17 protein-coding genes and 5 tRNA genes are annotated in these 17272 nt (G+C 49.3%); 8 read left to right on the top strand and 14 right to left on the bottom strand.

Translation table 11 applies throughout. From position 1 onward, the window contains the following. Positions 1-117 precede the first annotated feature (117 nt). The 3 genes from F4V51_RS06570 (at position 118) to F4V51_RS06560 (ending at position 2477) form a co-directional block, all read left to right on the top strand. Positions 118-813, top strand: a complete 696-nt coding sequence (locus tag F4V51_RS06570) for an urease accessory protein UreF (RefSeq protein ID WP_153977356.1) — start codon at positions 118-120, stop codon at positions 811-813. A 64-nt stretch (positions 814-877) separates the two neighbouring features. Beyond that, positions 878-1600 carry an urease accessory protein UreG gene (gene ureG, locus F4V51_RS06565; protein WP_095360634.1) on the top strand — a complete coding sequence of 241 codons (723 nt, stop codon included), beginning with the start codon at positions 878-880 and terminating at the stop codon, positions 1598-1600. Beyond that, entirely contained in the window at positions 1515-2477 is a 963-nt protein-coding gene (locus F4V51_RS06560; protein WP_153977355.1) for an urease accessory protein UreD, read from the top strand. The genes ureG and F4V51_RS06560 overlap by 86 nt, the downstream gene beginning before the upstream one ends. Positions 2478-2594: 117 nt before the next feature. Here the strand turns inward: F4V51_RS06560 and F4V51_RS06555 are convergent, their stop codons facing one another. The 4 genes from F4V51_RS06555 to F4V51_RS06540 all read right to left on the bottom strand — a co-directional run bounded on the left by F4V51_RS06555 (position 2595) and on the right by F4V51_RS06540 (position 3560). After that, positions 2595-3011: a helix-turn-helix domain-containing protein gene (locus F4V51_RS06555; RefSeq protein WP_153977354.1), complete on the bottom strand. Its 417-nt coding sequence runs from the start codon at positions 3009-3011 to the stop codon at positions 2595-2597. A 212-nt stretch (positions 3012-3223) separates the two neighbouring features. Beyond that, positions 3224-3306, bottom strand: a tRNA-Leu gene (locus F4V51_RS06550). 17 nt (positions 3307-3323) lie between these two features. Further along, positions 3324-3399: transfer RNA gene (locus tag F4V51_RS06545), tRNA-Lys, on the bottom strand. An 89-nt stretch (positions 3400-3488) separates the two neighbouring features. Continuing rightward, positions 3489-3560 (bottom strand) — tRNA-Glu (locus tag F4V51_RS06540). 320 nt (positions 3561-3880) lie between these two features. Here F4V51_RS06540 and F4V51_RS06535 point away from each other — a divergent pair. Both F4V51_RS06535 and F4V51_RS06530 read left to right on the top strand, forming a co-directional pair. Then, positions 3881-4657: a DeoR/GlpR family DNA-binding transcription regulator gene (locus tag F4V51_RS06535; protein ID WP_095360636.1), complete on the top strand. Its 777-nt coding sequence runs from the start codon at positions 3881-3883 to the stop codon at positions 4655-4657. 4 nt (positions 4658-4661) lie between these two features. Then, positions 4662-5558 carry a Cof-type HAD-IIB family hydrolase gene (locus tag F4V51_RS06530; RefSeq protein WP_153977353.1) on the top strand — a complete coding sequence of 299 codons (897 nt, stop codon included), beginning with the start codon at positions 4662-4664 and terminating at the stop codon, positions 5556-5558. 31 nt (positions 5559-5589) lie between these two features. On the opposite strand, the gene F4V51_RS06525 is transcribed toward F4V51_RS06530, so the two are convergent. Both F4V51_RS06525 and F4V51_RS06520 read right to left on the bottom strand, forming a co-directional pair. Beyond that, a complete protein-coding gene (locus F4V51_RS06525) occupies positions 5590-6261 on the bottom strand; it encodes an MgtC/SapB family protein (protein WP_153977352.1) in 672 nt (223 codons plus the stop codon). Between the two features lie 260 nt (positions 6262-6521). Next, positions 6522-7166 (bottom strand): flavin reductase family protein, encoded by a 645-nt coding sequence (locus tag F4V51_RS06520; RefSeq protein WP_153977351.1) that lies wholly within the window; start codon positions 7164-7166, stop codon positions 6522-6524. Between the two features lie 109 nt (positions 7167-7275). On the opposite strand from F4V51_RS06520, the gene F4V51_RS06515 reads away from it, so the two are divergent. Further along, on the top strand, positions 7276-7974 hold the full coding sequence (locus F4V51_RS06515; RefSeq protein WP_153977350.1) for an ArsR/SmtB family transcription factor: 699 nt from the start codon (positions 7276-7278) through the stop codon (positions 7972-7974). Between the two features lie 223 nt (positions 7975-8197). Here F4V51_RS06515 and F4V51_RS06510 read toward each other — a convergent pair. The 3 genes from F4V51_RS06510 to F4V51_RS06500 all read right to left on the bottom strand — a co-directional run bounded on the left by F4V51_RS06510 (position 8198) and on the right by F4V51_RS06500 (position 8992). Next, a tRNA-Ser gene (locus F4V51_RS06510) sits at positions 8198-8286 on the bottom strand. Positions 8287-8292: 6 nt separating this feature from the next. Further along, positions 8293-8368 (bottom strand) — tRNA-Asn (locus tag F4V51_RS06505). Between the two features lie 153 nt (positions 8369-8521). Next, entirely contained in the window at positions 8522-8992 is a 471-nt protein-coding gene (locus F4V51_RS06500) for a SprT family protein (protein ID WP_095289073.1), read from the bottom strand. A gap of 121 nt (positions 8993-9113) precedes the next feature. Here F4V51_RS06500 and F4V51_RS06495 point away from each other — a divergent pair, with 121 nt between their 5' ends. Together F4V51_RS06495 and cmpA are read left to right on the top strand one after the other, a co-directional pair. Then, a complete protein-coding gene (locus tag F4V51_RS06495; RefSeq protein WP_095289072.1) occupies positions 9114-9470 on the top strand; it encodes a hydrolase/acyltransferase in 357 nt (118 codons plus the stop codon). Positions 9471-9682: 212 nt separating this feature from the next. Next, a complete protein-coding gene (cmpA, locus tag F4V51_RS06490) occupies positions 9683-9826 on the top strand; it encodes a cortex morphogenetic protein CmpA (RefSeq protein WP_153977349.1) in 144 nt (47 codons plus the stop codon). Positions 9827-9971: 145 nt separating this feature from the next. Here the strand turns inward: cmpA and F4V51_RS06485 are convergent, their stop codons facing one another. The 5 genes from F4V51_RS06485 to alr all read right to left on the bottom strand — a co-directional run bounded on the left by F4V51_RS06485 (position 9972) and on the right by alr (position 16976). Then, positions 9972-12191: a Tex family protein gene (locus F4V51_RS06485; RefSeq protein WP_153977348.1), complete on the bottom strand. Its 2220-nt coding sequence runs from the start codon at positions 12189-12191 to the stop codon at positions 9972-9974. A gap of 277 nt (positions 12192-12468) precedes the next feature. Then, positions 12469-14658, bottom strand: coding sequence for an alpha-galactosidase (locus F4V51_RS06480; protein WP_153977347.1), 2190 nt, complete (start codon positions 14656-14658; stop codon positions 12469-12471). Positions 14659-14890: 232 nt separating this feature from the next. Continuing rightward, the gene (locus F4V51_RS06475) at positions 14891-15241 is read right to left on the bottom strand and encodes a type II toxin-antitoxin system PemK/MazF family toxin (protein ID WP_024630714.1); all 351 of its coding nucleotides are present in this window, start codon (positions 15239-15241) and stop codon (positions 14891-14893) included. Between the two features lie 3 nt (positions 15242-15244). Beyond that, on the bottom strand, positions 15245-15526 hold the full coding sequence (locus F4V51_RS06470; protein ID WP_056699650.1) for a CopG family ribbon-helix-helix protein: 282 nt from the start codon (positions 15524-15526) through the stop codon (positions 15245-15247). A gap of 259 nt (positions 15527-15785) precedes the next feature. Further along, on the bottom strand, positions 15786-16976 hold the full coding sequence (gene alr / locus F4V51_RS06465) for an alanine racemase (protein ID WP_153977346.1): 1191 nt from the start codon (positions 16974-16976) through the stop codon (positions 15786-15788). Between the last annotated feature and the right edge of the window lie 296 nt (positions 16977-17272).

Genomic DNA, 17272 nt, shown 5'->3' with positions numbered 1-17272 from the left:
CGTACTGCCCTCTTCGTTATCGTGTAAAATCACGTCCAACCTGTATCCTTACACTATTTTTATATCGGATTTTGGTTGGAAGGGAAATAAGACAGAAGCAAAGAAAGGACGCTTGGCATGATGCAAAGTGGTACGAAGCTGCTTCGATATGTTCAACTGCTCGACTCGGCCCTGCCCATCGGCGGGTTCTCCCACTCTTTCGGTCTGGAAGCATACACGCATGACGGCACCATTCGAACAATCACCGAGCTTGAACAATTCATTCGCAGCCAGCTTCACTCCAGCCTGATTCGGCTCGATGGACTTGCTATCAAAGGCGTTTACCAAGCAATGGAGGAACAAGACTCCGCTCTACTCGCTCTCTATGATAAGCGGGTACACGCCCAGCGAACCCCCCGGGAGATCAGGGAAAGCGGCCATAAGATGGGAAAGCGACTGCTGAAACTTGCCCGTTCTCTTTATCCTTGGATGGACTTTTCACTTATAGATGAGGCTGTGCAAGCGCATGGTGCCTATTGCGGGATTACTACCATTCACGGTTATATCCTTTATCAGTTGAAAATTGGATTAGACGAGGCCGTTACCGGTCATTTGTATACTTCAGTGAACGCTTATGTCAACAGCGCACTGCGCCTCCTGCCGATCGGGCAAACCGAGGCACAGATGCTCATTCAGAAACTGCTCGATGATATCGAATCCGAATGGATTCGTATTCGGGATGACGACCCCGAAGATATGCACAGTTTCGGTATTGCCCAGGAAATCTACGCCATGCGGCACGAAAACTTACCTGCACGCCTGTTTATGTCCTGATACCCGTATTTATAAGCTACAACTTTCTGTTAAAATAAGCCGATAATCCAAGGAGGAATTTGTTATGTGTGGAGGAGCTAATCATACGCATCATCCGGAGTGGGAACGTAAGGCATTTGATCGCAGCAGACCAATGCGAATTGGTATTGGGGGTCCTGTAGGCTCCGGCAAAACTGCCCTTGTGGAGAAGCTGTCGAAGGCGCTGCGTACTCGCTATAGTCTGGCCGTCATTACGAACGATATTTATACCAAGGAAGATGCCGAAATCCTGCTGCGCCAGAACGCTCTTGCGCCAGAACGCATTATTGGCGTTGAAACAGGCGGATGTCCGCATACAGCCATTCGAGAAGATGCTTCAATGAATTTTGAAGCCGTAGACGAATTGGTCGAGCGTTTTCCCGATCTGCAATTAATCTTCATTGAGAGCGGCGGCGATAACCTCTCTGCTGCATTCAGCCCGGAACTTGCAGATGTGTTCATCTACATCATTGACGTTGCCCAAGGGGAAAAACTGCCTCGTAAAGGCGGTCCAGGCATTACCCGCTCAGACCTGCTGCTGATCAACAAAACAGACCTCGCACCTTATGTTGGCGCAAGTTTGCAGGTAATGAAGGATGATACCGAGCGCGTACGCGAAGGTCGCCCATATGTAATGTCGAATCTCATGAGCGGTGAAGGGGTATCCGAGATCATTCACTGGCTTGAGCACCAATACATGGATGACGATGCTGCCGCTGCGCATCTGCATTCACACAGCCATGACCACGGCTCAGCCCACAGCCATTAATTCATCTCCCGTATCGGAAGGAGCCGAAACAAAGTTGGGCATTCGTGCTGAAGGAGCGGTGATACGACGCAGCGAGCTTCGAGCCACATTTGCCCTTCAAGAGGGACGTACGATCATGACAGATCGTTATTACAGCGCCCCTCTCCGGTTCAGTCGCTCCTTTCGCCCACCGGGGAACAGCAATGGGTTATGCCTCTACACATCAGACGTCTCTCCCGGTGTTCTGAACGGGGATCATTACCATTCCGAGTGGCATTTGGGCGAAGGCACCCATGTGATGCTGAGCAGTACATCAGCGACACGCCTTCACCCTACGCCTTCACTTCCCTCGTCGGTCAACCATCACTTCCAGATCAGGAAAGGCGCAGTGCTTGAATACTTCCCGGAATGTGTAATCCCATTCAAAGGTAGTTCTTCTTCGCTTACTGCCACCTTCCATCTGGAGGAACAGGCCATTCTCGCTTATGCAGATGTCTGGTCAGCCGGACGAATTCACCGGGGTGAGGCTTTTGAGTTCAGCAAATATCGAAACTCAACCGAAATATGGCAAGGGGAGCAGCTTGCTGTGTGGGACCGATTCGGAATGGAACCCTCACGCGATGATCCACAAAAATCAGCTGCATTGCTGGATTTCACCCATACTGCAGCCCTGTGGATGATCGCTCCTGGGCTGGGGACAGCGGAACTGGAAAGCATCAGGTCTGCACTGCCTCCGGATGGTCGAATGCTCGCTGGTGCAAGCCTGCTCGCGAGCGGAGGGATCGGCGTCCGTTTGCTTGGCATGGCTGCCTGGGAACTTCAGGAACAATGCCTGCACATTTGGAACACCATTCGACCGCAGCTGTTAGGCAACGAGAATCTTACGTTCCGCAAATAAACCATATATCATGATTTCATGAGCCAAAGATGAAGACGACTGTAGTCATCTCACATGAACACAAAAAAACCTCTGAACATTTCCGGAAATCATCCGGGTTGGTTCAGAGGTTTTGCATTAGGGCGATTCATCCGTTTCGGGTTTATCATCTTCCTGATATCGAAAGTCAGCAGCATTTCTACTTTCCTTGGACTTGCGATAACGGGTAAATTCAATATATTCGCTGATAAAAGACTGCTCTTCGGTCGATAATTCACTCTCCTGGCAATCCAATTGCCGCAACACGCCAAAAAAATAATCCTCCCGTTTTTCCCGTACCATCGCTTCCTTGGATGGACGTCCAATCATGAGCCAGTCCAGACTCACATCAAAAAACGCAGCGATCTCAATCAGTTTATTCGTGCTCGGAATCGACTTTCCACGTTTCCAATCACCCAGATTCCCGGTGCTGATCTTCAGTTGTTGACAGAATGCTTTCTTTGTCATCCCTCGCTCGGCAATCAGGTGTTCAATTCGCTCATATATCGACTGCATACAGGACCGCCTTCCAACCATAATATCTAAAATCCATATCTTGCACCATAACGTAATTCTCCGGCGACATTATATAGACAATTATACCACAACAGATATCAATCCTCAGCCCTTCTTCATCCATGAGCAGTTTTCACATAGATATATATAAAAATAAAAATAGACTCTCATGGATATCCACGAGAGTCTATTTCCCTAACGTTTACATGTAATGCGGTCGAGAGGACTCGAACCTCCACGGGTATACACCCACTACCCCCTCAAGATAGCGTGTCTGCCATTCCACCACGACCGCATATTCAAATGTATAAATGGTGAGCCATGAAGGGCTCGAACCTTCGACACCCTGATTAAAAGTCAGGTGCTCTACCAACTGAGCTAATGGCTCTTGCTGTAACTTCACCGATGTGCCATATCATCTCTTGTTTTAAGAACAATGACTTGCGAGGTTTCCTTATTAAAAAGGTGGTGAAGATATGACCCGTAGGGGATTCGAACCCCTGTTACCTCCGTGAAAGGGAGGTGTCTTAACCCCTTGACCAACGGGCCTTGTTAACAAGTTGTCTTTCTTGGCGACAAGAATGAGTATACCACACCATATAAAAATAGTGCAACACTTTTTTTATTTTTTTATCTAGCGCTTTTTCATAGATCATTTTTCAAAAAAATTTAGGATCGTTTAACTGGCATATACTATCTGAGAGATCTGAATTTCATATCAATGTCATCAGAATCCTTACATCCTGTTGAAATAATATCAAAACACTTATAAAAACTTATGTTCACTTAAAATATTGCAAACTAAATTGCAAATACTTATACTTAGGTTATCAGTATTACGGTCACTCATTAGCAAGGAGGCGGCATGCTTGTTTCAGGAAGAACGAATGCAGCTCATTATCGAACATCTTCGCAAACATAATCGGATCTCGGCAGACGAGATCGTTACCCTTTTTGACGTCTCGCGGGACACGGCTCGAAGGGATCTGATCAAGCTGGAAGAACAGGACGCCATTATCCGAACACGGGGCGGCGCAATCCTCCCCTCTCCTCCCCGTGAATATATCTCATACAAGGATCGCCTGCTGCATGTTTCGGAAGAAAAAAGGGCTATAGGCAAACTCGCTGCAGCCATGGTCCGCCAAGGTGAAAACATCATTCTGGATTCTTCCACAACGGTGCAGGCTTGTGCTGAGCATCTGAATGGAAAGTCCTGTACAGTCATCACCAATTCCATTCATTCCGCAGATCTTCTCTCCAATCACTCGGCTGTCCATATTCGTTTACTTGGCGGCAAAGTCGACAAGGAACAACGCTATGTTTACGGTGCCTCGGTGATCGAAACACTCTCTCATTATTACGTGGATAAAGCCTTTATCGGTATTGGCGGGATTACGATGGATGGATTCAGTGCTTCCGAAGAAGAAGGCAAGATTAAGCAAAAAATGATGCAGGCGGCCAAAGAGGTCTTCGTGCTCGCAGATCATTCCAAATTTGATAAACGTTACGGGTACCGTTTTGCCGACTGGTCACTGATTGATGTACTGATTACCGACCAATGGCCATCAGACGAATGGCGTAACTTTTTGAATGAACAACAGGTTGAGATTCTCATTCCTGAACCAACAGAAGATAAGGAGTTGTAAAGTGATGAAATTATTTGCTACGGACTTGGATGGAACGCTGCTAAACAGAGACAGTCAGATTAGCCCGGAAAATGCTGCTGCCATTCACCGGGCCCAGCAAGAAGGATTGAAAGTTACCATTGCAACAGGGCGCGTCTATTCGGACGTTGTCGGCATTTGCCAAGAAGGCGGGATTAACACGCCTGTCATTGGGTCCAATGGAGCCACGATTCATGATGCTGACGGGAACCGTCTGTATCATCTTCCGCTCGAACGTGAGACAGCAGCATCCGTCATGCAGTGGCTCGAAGATCATGAGTGCTATTATGAAGCGTCCACTCAGCAGGGAATATACGCCCCGATCAGCAGTCATGATACGATGCTTGCCGAGATGGATCGAATCCTGGGAACAAGTCCTGGTGAGGACGTTGAGCGCCTGATTCGTGCCGTTAAGAAGCATTATGACAAGAAAGACTACCATCGCGTTCAATCCCATCAGGAGATTCCTGCAGAAGCCTACATTTACAACATTATGGCCTTCTCCCTCGACCCGGATCAATTACAGACAGGAAGAGCTCACTTTGCCTCCAGATCGGATGTCGCGATGGTCGTATCCTCTGAACACAACTTCGAGATGCAGCATCCCGATGTGTCCAAAGGTAATGCTCTCACTAAACTGGCTGCCCATCTCGATATTTCCATGGAAGATACGGCAGCTATCGGCGACAATTTCAATGATGTTTCCATGTTAAAAATGGCAGGACTCGGCATCGCCATGGGCAATGGTGAACCTGAGATTCAAGCCCTTGCCAAGGCTATAACATTAACCAACGTAGAACACGGTGTCGCCCATGCCATTCACGCTGTACTGGACGGCAAACCGATCTCCCGGCCCGAAATCGTTGCTGAAGGCGGTCAGTAAATTCGGTGCTGTTAGGAAATCGCACGATCTCTCACTTCAACTCGACGGATCTCACATGCGGTACGTCCTGCAGCAGTACAATCAACTGTTCTCCCCGGAAGGACCCGGGCATCTGAACGGTGAATTCAAGCACAGTCTCCTGAGCCGAGTCTGTGCTTGTTTGTTGTTCCGTCCTGAATCCGATGACCGAAATCTTCTCCTGCCCCAGCAGTGCCAATATGGCTTTCAGGCTGTCTGCTTCCTGCTCCAGGCGAATGGTTAACGTTTCGGTTCTCGCGGAAACCAACCAGCGTGTCGGCCGATGCAGCAGCATCTGTGCGAGCACGATTAGCAGGGTTACACCTACTCCTGTCCAATAGAGTCCCGCACCCACTGCCAGTCCCATACCTGCCGTTGCCCAGATGCCAGCGGCTGTCGTCAATCCCCGGACGGTATGGCGCTGCGTGAAGATCATTCCGGCCCCAATGAAACCTACACCGCTAACCACTTGCGCTGCGATCCGGGAAGGGTCAAGCGACAGATTAGCCCAGCCTGCCTGATCCTGAAATCCATACTTTGAGACAATCATCATTAACGCTGCACCAACAGCGACCACAAAATGAGTGCGTATTCCCGCTTCTTTCATCCGGTTTTTGCGTTCATACCCGATAAGGACCCCGCAGATCCCTGCTATGAGAACTCGCATCAAATATTCCATTTCCATTCTCAAGCCACCTCTCTTATGTCAGCATTTTGCAGATGGACCGTCACTTCCTGAATTAATGCAATATGCTTATGTATATGCTTACATGTATCCTCCTTTACTATTTACCCATTTCCTCTCCAATAATTAATCCACACAGCAACTTCCTGCTATATCAGGCGGCACAAAAAAAGAGACCTGTACGGTCTCCACTTCAATTTCCCTTATTACCCACCATTACAAAAATGGTCTGTTTCTATCCTTTCGGATTGCACTGATCCCTATTCAGCACGAAAGTTCTCCCCTTGTCGCTCTCCTAATCCGTAATAATGGCGGAAATTATAGATTAACGGGTTCCACTTTGCCGGATCAATTTTATTCAGTCCAGAGATAAGCTTCTTATGTGCATGTACCTCCAGCGATTTCACTTCGACTACGGCCATAAAAGGCGTATGCTCCGGCGTACGGATGTGCTGTACAGATGCCTCAATCTGAAGCGGACACTCGGCTATTCTCAGAGGTTTAACCCGATGCGAATCCTGAGCGGTCAACCCGGCTGCTTCAAATTTCTCCGAACAAAATTCATAACCCATCTGTCTTTTCTCCTCAGGAACCGGATATGTACCCGTATAACGCCCCAGAGATTCAACAGATCTCCACATGGACGCATCCGGCAAATTTATGACACATTCAGAATGTCTTTTTAAGTTCTCATAGGCTTTCCCCTGGATGCCCAAGCCGAGGACAAGACAATCCCCCAACGCCCAGGAAGAGGACAATGGCGACAGGTTCGTTGACCCATCCTCGTTTAAGGTGCTTAAGAGAAGTACGGGTGTTCCATAATATAAAATGCTTGGGTTTATCGTCTCATGCTGGTCCGTTACTACCTCCTCAGCAGATCGTTTACTCGCGTTCTCGAAATTCATCGGTTTGCTCCATCTCCTGTCTCACATACTTGGCCCCTCAATGCAAGTTTGAACTCCGCGGTGGCTTGTCCCAATTGTAATACGCCAACAGTTCAAGTATCATCGAAGTATGAATGCATATCCAAATATATCTGTTATCGCGTCATTAATTGCCGATCCGAGTCGCGCTGTCTTTCTCGAAGCACTACTGGGTGGACAGGCCCTGCCTGCAGGTGAGCTTGCCTATATGGCTGGTGTCACACCTCAAACCGCGAGCAACCATCTTGCCAAACTTGTGGACGGCGGGCTGTTAGTTGTTGAACGGCAAGGGCGGCATCGCTACTTCCGGTTAGCTGGCCAGGAGATTGCCTTTCTGATTGAAACGATGGGCAGTATCGCCCCTCCTGTTCAGGTGCGGTCACTCAAACAGTCCAATCAGCTCCAGCATTTGAGCTTTGCTCGCACCTGTTATGGACACCTTGCTGGTAAGCTAGGAATTGCTCTGTGCGATGCATTGTTGCGGGAGGAATACCTGCTGGAGCCGGAAGCAGATCAGGCCAAGGATTATCACATTACGGAGAAAGGAAGACAATGGTTTACTTCATTCGGAATTGATCTTCAGGTTAAACCGGGTTCAAGACGTGCCATTGCCCGCAAATGTCTGGACTGGAGCGAGCGGCGTCACCACATATCCGGACTGCTGGGTGAACAAATGGAACACAGACTTTCGCAGCTCGAGTGGACCCGGAAGAAGCCTGGCAGCCGCTCTGTTGAAGTTACGGATGCTGGCAAGAAGGGTTTATACGAGGTTTTGGGAATCTTGCTGTAGGCAGGTAACGATGCAGCTTTCACCGAAGGAAGATCTATACCAAAAAATCCCCTCCACGACAAACCGATCAACGGTTCGTGTGAAGGGGATCCTATTCATGTATTCAATACGGAGAGAGAGGGATACTCTCACTTCGTTCGAGACTGCGATGTATCGCTATCGAAGGCTATGCTCCGACGAACCTTTAGGGTTCTCATCCCTTTGCGGAGAAGTATAATCAGAACGGAGAGAGAGGGATTCGAACCCTCGCACCGCTTACGCAGTCTAACCCCTTAGCAGAGGGTCCCCTTATAGCCACTTGGGTATCTCTCCAAGAAATGGCTCCCCGAACAGGACTCGAACCTGTGACAACTCGATTAACAGTCGAGTGCTCTACCAACTGAGCTATCAGGGAATAATCTCGAATAAACATAATTTATCATGATTAATAAGCCAAGTCAACATCTTAACTATACTTTCTTGCTAACTGTAAAAAAGGGAGAAATTACAGCTCATAGAGGCATATTGCATCCCCTCTTCAAGCCGGCTATATCCACTAGGATAAACACTACTCGTTAGAGATGGTTTGAAGAGCCAGCTTGCCGGCGCATCGGCCGCATCTATAACGTTTGGGATCCATTTTTCGTTTACGCAGATATTCCGTTCCACAGCTCTTGCATACCAGCTTGTACCGATAAGGCTGCGGCTTCCTGCCCTTGCCATCCGGAAGGGACTGACAGAACCTCGAACCGCCTACCTTTTGCAGAAGAGCCTTGAATTCCGGGTCCCTGTGGCGATAGCCGCGTCCGCGAATATGCAGATGGTAGTGGCACAATTCGTGCTTTATAATTTTCTCGACCTCATCCCGCCCGTATGCCTCGAGCTGATGTGGATTAATCTCAATTCGGTGACTCTTCAGCATATATCGGCCGCCGGTTGTCGTCAAACGTCGATTAAACAAGGCCTCGTGGGTAAACGGAACCCCGAAATGATCCAGCGATACCTGCTCAATCCACTGCTGCAGCTCAGCATTATCCACCCGGTTTCCCCTCCTTTCTCACCCCTTGGACCGTTCCTTTTTCCGGTATAATACTTGAATTTTAACCGTTTCGTAGGCTACACTGTCAAGTAGAATGTATGAGGGGAGATTATTACACGTTATGCCTACAATGCGTTATGTCATCCTGCAGCAGGAACAGCAATTAGAGTTTGTTGAAATGCCCGCTGATTACGCCTATCAACTCAGTGCACTCAACCTGCGTCTGCACAAAGAGATTGATAAACTTACTGCAGCGGATGTACCTGTACTGCCCTGGGCCATCGCTGAATGTGACGACCTTGATCTTCTGAACGAGCAGCTCAGTATCACCGGAGGGCTGGATTACATCAATGCGCTTGAGCATAGCTTCGCCAAACTGCGCGAGACGCATTATCCCTTGATTTCCTTACTCACCGAGATTCGGGCGCTTCAAGCCCAGCTGGAACAATGGTACGAAGAAGAAATGGAAACACGCTGATTTATTTATCGTTTTCCGAAAGTGCACATCCTAACCTGTAAGCGCATTTCCGTAACCGGATTTGCGCTTTTTATTTTTCTTTCAATCGACAGGTCGTCGGTTGACAAGCCGGACATTGTTTTTACACGTTCCGCACGGCTTAATCCGCACAGTCCAGGCTATTGCCACATATGCTAACGTACAGATGAATTATGCAAGAGGAGGAGATCCCTTTGCCTCAATGGCTTTGCAATCAACTGATGCGTGCATTTCACAAGAAAGACAGCAGACAGATCAAGCTGCTGAACGAGTGCTGGTTCTTTTACCGGAACAAACCTGCTAATGGCACACCGCGCAGCGCGGAACGTGAACTCTAGAATTTAACCCCACTCTTCATGCATACAGCCCATTCTCTCTTCCTACATTAACTCATTCGAAGAATATGGAACGGTCGACAACACCATTCGAGCCGACAACAAACAGCCTTCCCGCAACTGGGAAGGCTGTTCTCGGGTCATGGGACTAGGAAGTCTGCTTCGACGCAGGCTTTTTCATAGTCAGGCCGACCCGGCCTTTTTTGGTATCCACATTCATTACCCATACCGTTACATTATCACCAACAGAAACAACATCCATTGGATGCTTGACGTAACCGTTGCTCAGCTGTGAAATATGGACAAGTCCATCACTCTTGATCCCGATATCGACAAAGGCACCAAAATCAATTACGTTGCGAACGGTACCTTGGAGCTCCATGCCTTCAACCAGATCCTCAATTTTAAGGACATCCGTACGGAAAATAGGCAGTGGCATTTCTTCCCGAGGGTCACGTCCCGGGCGCTGTAAGCTGTCGAGAATGTCGCGCAGTGTAGGCACACCCACGTCCAGTTTCACAGCCAGTTGTTCAGGCTGCTGTTCGGATAGAAGCACGGACAGCTCCTTGCTGCCCAACTTGTCCAGTTCCACCTGAAGTTCTTTGAACAACTGATCGACGACCTTGTAGGATTCCGGGTGAATCGGTGTACGATCCAGCGGATTCTCACCTTCACTAATGCGCATGAAACCTACGCATTGTTCATAGGTTTTGGCACCCAGACGCGGCACCTTCTGCAGCTGACGACGGTTCGTAAAGCGTCCGTTTTCCTCGCGGTACTTCACAATGTTTTTGGCAATCGTCGCATTCACGCCGGCCACATAGGACAGCAGCGATGGCGAAGCCGTATTCACATCCACGCCTACATGGTTAACCGCAGATTCCACGACCGCTTTCAGACTTTCCTCCAGAATCTTTTGAGAAACGTCATGCTGGTATTGGCCTACACCAATGGCCTTTGGATCAATTTTCACCAGTTCAGCCAGAGGGTCCTGTACACGACGGGCAATGGAAGCTGCACTGCGCTCGGCCACATCCAGATCCGGGAATTCCTCCTGCGCCAGCTTGGAAGCGGAATACACACTTGCTCCTGCTTCATTAACAATGAGGTACACCAGGCTCTCGTCGCCATTTTCCTGAATGATCTCGGCTACGAACTGTTCCGTTTCACGGGAAGCTGTACCATTACCGATAACGATCAGTCCAATGTCATACTGCTTGATCATCCGGTGGAATACCTCGGCTGCTTCGCGCTTTTTGTTGTGAGGTGGCGTCGGGTACGTAACAGCGACTTCCAGCAGTTTGCCCGTATCATCCACTACAGCCAGTTTGCAGCCTGTACGATAAGCAGGGTCGACACCAAGCACACGTTTGCCATGAATCGGCGGCTGAAGCAGCAGGTTACGCAGATTGGCAGAAAACACGGAGATTGCCTGGCTCTCTCCCTTTTCCGTCAGTTCTGCCCGGACTTCGCGCTCAATGGAAGGTGCAATCAGACGTTTGTAGGCATCTTCAATGACAGCCCGCAATACATCCTGTACTGCAGATGCACCCTTGATGACCTGACCTTCCATATGACGATGGGCCGGTTCAGGCGGAACCTCCAGACCTACTTTCAGAATGCTCTCGCGCTCCCCGCGGTTAATGGCGAGAATCCGGTGCGGAGGCATCTTTTTGGCCAATTCACGATAATCATAGTAGTTCTCATAGACCGATTCCTGATCCGCATCCTTCGCTTCCGAAGTCAACATGCCATGATCCAGCGTATAGCGACGAATCCACGCACGAATGGCAGCATCATCAGCGATGTTCTCGGCAAGAATGTCTTTGGCTCCCTGAAGGGCTGCTTCTGCATCGTCCACTCCAAGCTCTGCATTGATGTAACGCGCAGCTTCTTCGAGCACATCCCCCTGTTTCGGTTGACTCCAGATCCATACGGCTAAGGGCTCAAGACCTTTTTCCTTGGCTACGCTGGCACGCGTTTTGCGCTTCTGGCGATAAGGACGATACAGATCCTCTACCTCCTGCAGCTTCACAGCCTGGGTAATGGACTTTTTCAGTTCTCCCGTCAATTTACCTTGTTCTTCTATAATACGGATGACTTCCACTTTGCGATCCTCAAGGTTACGCAGATATACGAGACGTTCCTCAATCAGTCGCAGCTGGTTCTCATCCAGCTCTCCAGTCATTTCTTTACGGTAGCGGGCGATAAACGGAATCGTATTGCCTTCTTCCAGAAGCTCCGACGTCGTGCGCACCTGCTTCAAGGCCAGTGACAGTTCCTTGGCTACCTGTTTGATGATTCTTTCCTGGCGTTCCGCCTTTATTGTTTCTTCATTGGGTTCCAGAACCGTTCCCTGTTCAGACAAATAAATCCCTCTTTCCTTCCTGAATCGTTTCAGCTTAAGCATGTTCAGGGCAGCTATGCTGCTGTAATCACAGTATCGAATCTGCACTCAGGCAGATTGCTCTTCCCTATATTATCACAAAATTCCGTTCAGTTTTCCAGCATTCCTACTGGTTACAAGTTCTTACAGTGAGTTTTTATGGTTCATCGCTTCGCGTAACTCATAAGAAAAGACCGAAAACGTCACCCCGACGTATTCCGGTCTTCCCCGAAAAGCACTGCATTAAACGCAGGATTACCTATACCCGTTCGAAACGGAACATCTCGCTCAAATAATCTCCTGTGGCACGACCTACAGAAATTCCGCCATACATCAATGCATCGCCCGTGTACGTCTCGGTGCCGCCCTTCAGGCGGTAATCGGCGTCAGGATCCAATCCTTTCAGCTTCAGACGTTGGAGAGGCGCATTAGGCTCGGACAACACGCGGAAATAAAATACCACTGCTTCGCTTCCATCGGGTGCGATAAACATCCATGCCGTTTCGTTACCCTCAAACGGACTGAGCAGACGACGGAACGTGCCATACTGAATGGTGCCCCGAATCTCCTTGTACAGCTCCACTTGAGCCTTCACAATCGCATTCTCTTCCTCGGTGAAACGTGTCAGGTCAAGCTCGTAGCCAAAGTTGCCCGACATGGCAACATGTCCACGGATCTCCAGCGACGTAATACGGTTAACCTGATGATTCGGTACGGCCGAGATATGTGATCCCATGGAACTTACCGGATACACGAGACTTGTTCCGTATTGGATGCGCAGACGGGATACAGCATCCGTGTTGTCGCTTGTCCACGTTTGCGGCATGTAATACAGCATGCCCGGATCGAAACGACCGCCACCACCTGAGCAGCTTTCAAACAAAATATTAGGGAAGGATGACGTAATCCGTTCCATCACCTCATACAATCCAAGCATATAGCGATGAGCTGTCTCACGCTGTCTGTCCGCAGGCAGCTGTGCAGAGCCGATCTCCGTCATATTCCGGTTCATGTCCCATTTCACATACGAAATCGGCGCAGAACCCAATACGTCGCTCAGCATGCGTACGATTTCATCCCGAACGTCTTGGCGGGAGAAATCCAGCACCAACTGCTGTCTGCCCTCTGTCCGGCGACGGTCAGGGACATGCAGGCACCAGTCCGGGTGCTTGCGATACAACTCACTATCCGGCGAGATCATCTCTGGCTCGAACCACAATCCAAACTGCATGTCGAGTGCGGTTACACGGTTCGCCAGGTCATCCAGACCTTGAGGCAGCTTGTTCTTGTCCACAATCCAGTCACCCAGCGAGGAGTCGTCGTTGTCACGATGTCCGAACCAGCCATCGTCCAATACAAACAGCTCGATGCCGAGCTGCTTCCCTGCACGCGCAATCTGTTCAATCTTGTCTGCGTTAAAAGCAAAATACGTTGCTTCCCAGTTGTTCACCAGTACCGGACGCTCTGCATTGCGGAACTTGCCGCGAGCAAGCCGTTCCCGATAAAGTTCGTGATAAGACTGGGACATGCCGTCAAGTCCTGCATCCGAATAGACCATGACCGTCTCAGGTGTTTGGAAAGCTTCTCCGGATTCCAGCTTCCAGCTGAACTCAAACGGGTTAATGCCGAGTGATACACGCGTGGTGTGGAACTGATCCACTTCTGCTTGCGCTGTGAAACTTCCGCTGTATACGAGACTGAAGCCGTACACTTCTCCCTGATCTTCATCCGTACCTGGCGTCATCAATGCGATAAACGGGTTTTGTTGATGGCTGCTTGAACCACGTCGGCTTTCCACGCCTTGCAAGCCAGAAGCCAGTGGGCGACGAACAATATCGCGTTCCCGCGTCCATGCACCTGACAGCTGCAGCAGTTCATAATCAGCATGCGGGAAATCTACGGATGTGCTTAGTGCACGAGCCACATTCACCGAGGTAGCGCTCTCATTAATGATACGCATCGAGCGCGTAATTGCATTAAAGGACGAATAGGCTGTGTAGGAGAGCTCAATGCGGACTCCTGCCACGCGATCCTCCATTTCAATTACGAGCGTATCAGCTTCATCTGCAGCTTCCACATAAGTCGCTGGCAACCCTTGAAGAGCAGGTTTGCCTTTCTCCAACCGATGACCAACATACGTGAATTCCGAGACACTTGAACCATTCTCCAGTTGAAGCTGTACGGCCGGGTTACGGAAATCACTTGTTCCATAAACAGGCAGCTCCAATGGAAGTGTATCAAATGAGATCGTCCGGTCCTCAGGTACCGGATTCGGGCTGAAGGAAGCGCGTTCCGTCCGAACATGGAGCCAGCTCAGATCTGAGTTGCGTAATTTTTTGCCATAATACAGATGTACCAAATATCCCGAAGGAAGCACCTGGAATACGTAACTTGCCTTGCGAGTTTGTAAATGAAATTGTAGTTTCTCTTCATGGATATAAATGCTCATATGTCTCCTCCACCTCTATATACATCTTTGACGTAAACGGTTTCTCAGGTTCCATTATAGCGAAAAGCACGCCAATGTTCTACGCTTTCATTTTTGTTCAGACAAAAGAGCGTACCGCAGCCCTTGGGCCGCGATACGCTCCTCTGAAATGTTGTCTGCAATTGTGTGTTCCCCGCAAGGAACATCCCGCTACGGGCGGATTGCTGGCAGCCCAAACCCGGTGCCAGGCAACTTAAAAATCGATCAAACCCAGACTGATCTGCAACGCCTCATTGACCAATTTCATGGTCTCCTCGTCCAGATGGGTAATCTTGTCAGTCAGTCTTTGTTTGTCAATCGTCCGTATTTGTTCGAGCAAAATCACAGAGTCCCGGTCAAAGCCATGAGCCGCAGCATCAATCTCGACATGCGTCGGCAGCTTTGCCTTCTGAATCTGGGCGGTAATAGCCGCCACGATACACGTTGGACTGAACCGGTTACCGATGTCATTCTGGATGACCAGCACCGGCCTGACTCCACCTTGCTCCGAACCGACAACGGGAGAAAGATCCGCAAAAAAAACGTCACCGCGTTTTACGATCAATGTCTACACCCCGCTAACTAAGCGGTCCAGAGTGCTGTCCGCATCTTCCTCCGCGTGAAAGGCCTCGGATGCCATGGTCAGATTAATTTTTGCCATCTCCATGTACCCGCGCTGCATGGACTCACGGATGTAACGCTTCTTCCGTTCGGTCAAATACAGCTTCATGGCCTGCCTAATCAATTCGCTGCGGTTGGAATTCTCCAGCGCTACGATGCCATCCACTTCCTGCAGGAGATGATCAGGCAAACTGATCATAATCCGCTTGGTGTTCTGCAAGTTGGCCACCTATCTTCCACCCCCACAAACCTTTCGCCATTGTGAACCAGTATTACGTTTTTCCAGAACTTTTATACAAAGGAATATATATGCCCCGAGTATATCAAGTATGCTGTACTCCATTATAAACATGGGGGGCAATATTCGTACAGACCAAACATCTCTTTTCAGGATTTTTCATCCTCGTCAATATAACAACATTCGAGATGCTCCGACACTTTTCCTTCCGTTCCGAAAAAAAGTTTATTGGTAATAGCGTCCAGTTAGACTACCAGGATGTCAAAAGAGGATTAACCTTGGCGACTTCAACACCGTTCCGGAAATAGATTCGCGGAATCCGATGAGCCATCATGCAGATCACCTCATAGGCAATCGTATCAAGCTGGGAGGCCACTTCATCTGCGGTAATCACACCATCAGATTGGTGACCGATGAGGACAACCTCTTCGCCGGCTTGAATTTCTTCCGCCTCTTCAGCGAAAGATTGCAGCGACACCATACACTGATCCATGCAGATCGTACCGACGACGGGAACGCGGCGGCCACGTACAAGCACTTGAGCTTTACCTGTCAGCATTCTTGAAAATCCGTCTGCATAGCCGATAGGCAGGGTCGCAATTCGTTCGTTCCCTTGTGTCACATAACGGGTTCCGTAGCTGACCCCCCAATGAGGCGGCAGCGTTTTGACCAGAACCGCTTTCGTCTTCAGTGTCAATACCGGGACCAGTTTCACTACCTGATGATTCACCTCGGCCGAAGGGTACAGCCCATAGAGACTGATACCCACTCGTACCATATTGTAGGATAATTCCGGTGTATCAATGGCAGCTGCACTGTTCGCCGTATGTATAATCGGGATGACACATCCCTGATCCCGCAGCGCTTCAACCACGCTTTGAAACCGTCGATACTGCTCCAGTGTATAGGTCTTGTCTTCTTCATCCGCCTTGGCATAATGAGTGAACATGCCTTCGAGCAGGACCTGTTCCATTGCTGCTGTTTCCTGGATGAAAGCAATAGCTTCATCGCCGGGCAGCAGACCCAGGCGTCCCATACCACTATCAATTTTGATGTGAACCTTCAATGGGTTCTGAGACGATCCTGTATCCAGAGCACGAATCGCTTCAAGCACTTCCCTGCTGAACAGGGTTATGGTCACATTATGTTCCCTGGCTACAGCAACACCCTCAGGCGGTGTATAACCCAATACCAAGATCGGAGCCTTGATTCCGTGTTGTCGCAGTTCAAGCGCTTCGTCCAGAAAAGCGACACTCAGATAATCCACTCCGATTCGTTCCAGTTCTCTGGCCGTCTCCACAGCTCCATGTCCATAAGCGTTCGCCTTGACACAAGCTAGAAACTTCATGCCTTGGGGCAGAACCGAGCGGAAAGCATCTACGTTGCTACTCAAATGATCCAAGTTGATCTCCGCTTGGGTCGGCCGATATTGTCCTTGCACGTTCTGTCACCTTCTCTAGTCATCTTAATCCGGCTCACATATCAGACTCCATCGTAATGCTCAAGCATGTGACTGTCAAATGAGCAGAGGAACGGTGACTCAAAAAGTGTGCCCAGCATAATGTCGAAGCCGGAAGCGGATGAAGAAACAGGCTGATAAGCGATAGGGACATGAGTTCAAAATGCAGCCTCACGCCATCTCTCTCTGCCTATACCGATTACTTACCCGGTTCATCCCGCATATAAGCGTGTTTTGTATTTATTGGGTCAACCTGCCCATTTCACTGTTCAGTTTTC

The sequence above is a fragment of the Paenibacillus xylanilyticus genome (assembly GCF_009664365.1).
GTDB lineage: Bacteria > Bacillota > Bacilli > Paenibacillales > Paenibacillaceae > Paenibacillus > Paenibacillus xylanilyticus_A.
This window is presented reverse-complemented; position numbering and strand designations above follow the sequence as displayed.

Excerpts from the sequence above, each read along its gene's own strand:
- F4V51_RS06515 (WP_153977350.1), top strand. The coding sequence starts at position 7,276 with ATGAATGCATATCCAAATATATCTGTTATCGCGTCATTAATTGCCGAT.
- F4V51_RS06570 (WP_153977356.1), top strand. The coding sequence starts at position 118 with ATGATGCAAAGTGGTACGAAGCTGCTTCGATATGTTCAACTGCTCGAC.
- F4V51_RS06480 (WP_153977347.1), bottom strand. The coding sequence starts at position 14,658 with ATGAGCATTTATATCCATGAAGAGAAACTACAATTTCATTTACAAACT.
- F4V51_RS06495 (WP_095289072.1), top strand. The coding sequence starts at position 9,114 with ATGCCTACAATGCGTTATGTCATCCTGCAGCAGGAACAGCAATTAGAG.
- F4V51_RS06525 (WP_153977352.1), bottom strand. The coding sequence starts at position 6,261 with ATGGAAATGGAATATTTGATGCGAGTTCTCATAGCAGGGATCTGCGGG.
- F4V51_RS06555 (WP_153977354.1), bottom strand. The coding sequence starts at position 3,011 with ATGCAGTCGATATATGAGCGAATTGAACACCTGATTGCCGAGCGAGGG.
- ureG (WP_095360634.1), top strand. The coding sequence starts at position 878 with ATGTGTGGAGGAGCTAATCATACGCATCATCCGGAGTGGGAACGTAAG.
- F4V51_RS06530 (WP_153977353.1), top strand. The coding sequence starts at position 4,662 with ATGAAATTATTTGCTACGGACTTGGATGGAACGCTGCTAAACAGAGAC.
- F4V51_RS06520 (WP_153977351.1), bottom strand. The coding sequence starts at position 7,166 with ATGAATTTCGAGAACGCGAGTAAACGATCTGCTGAGGAGGTAGTAACG.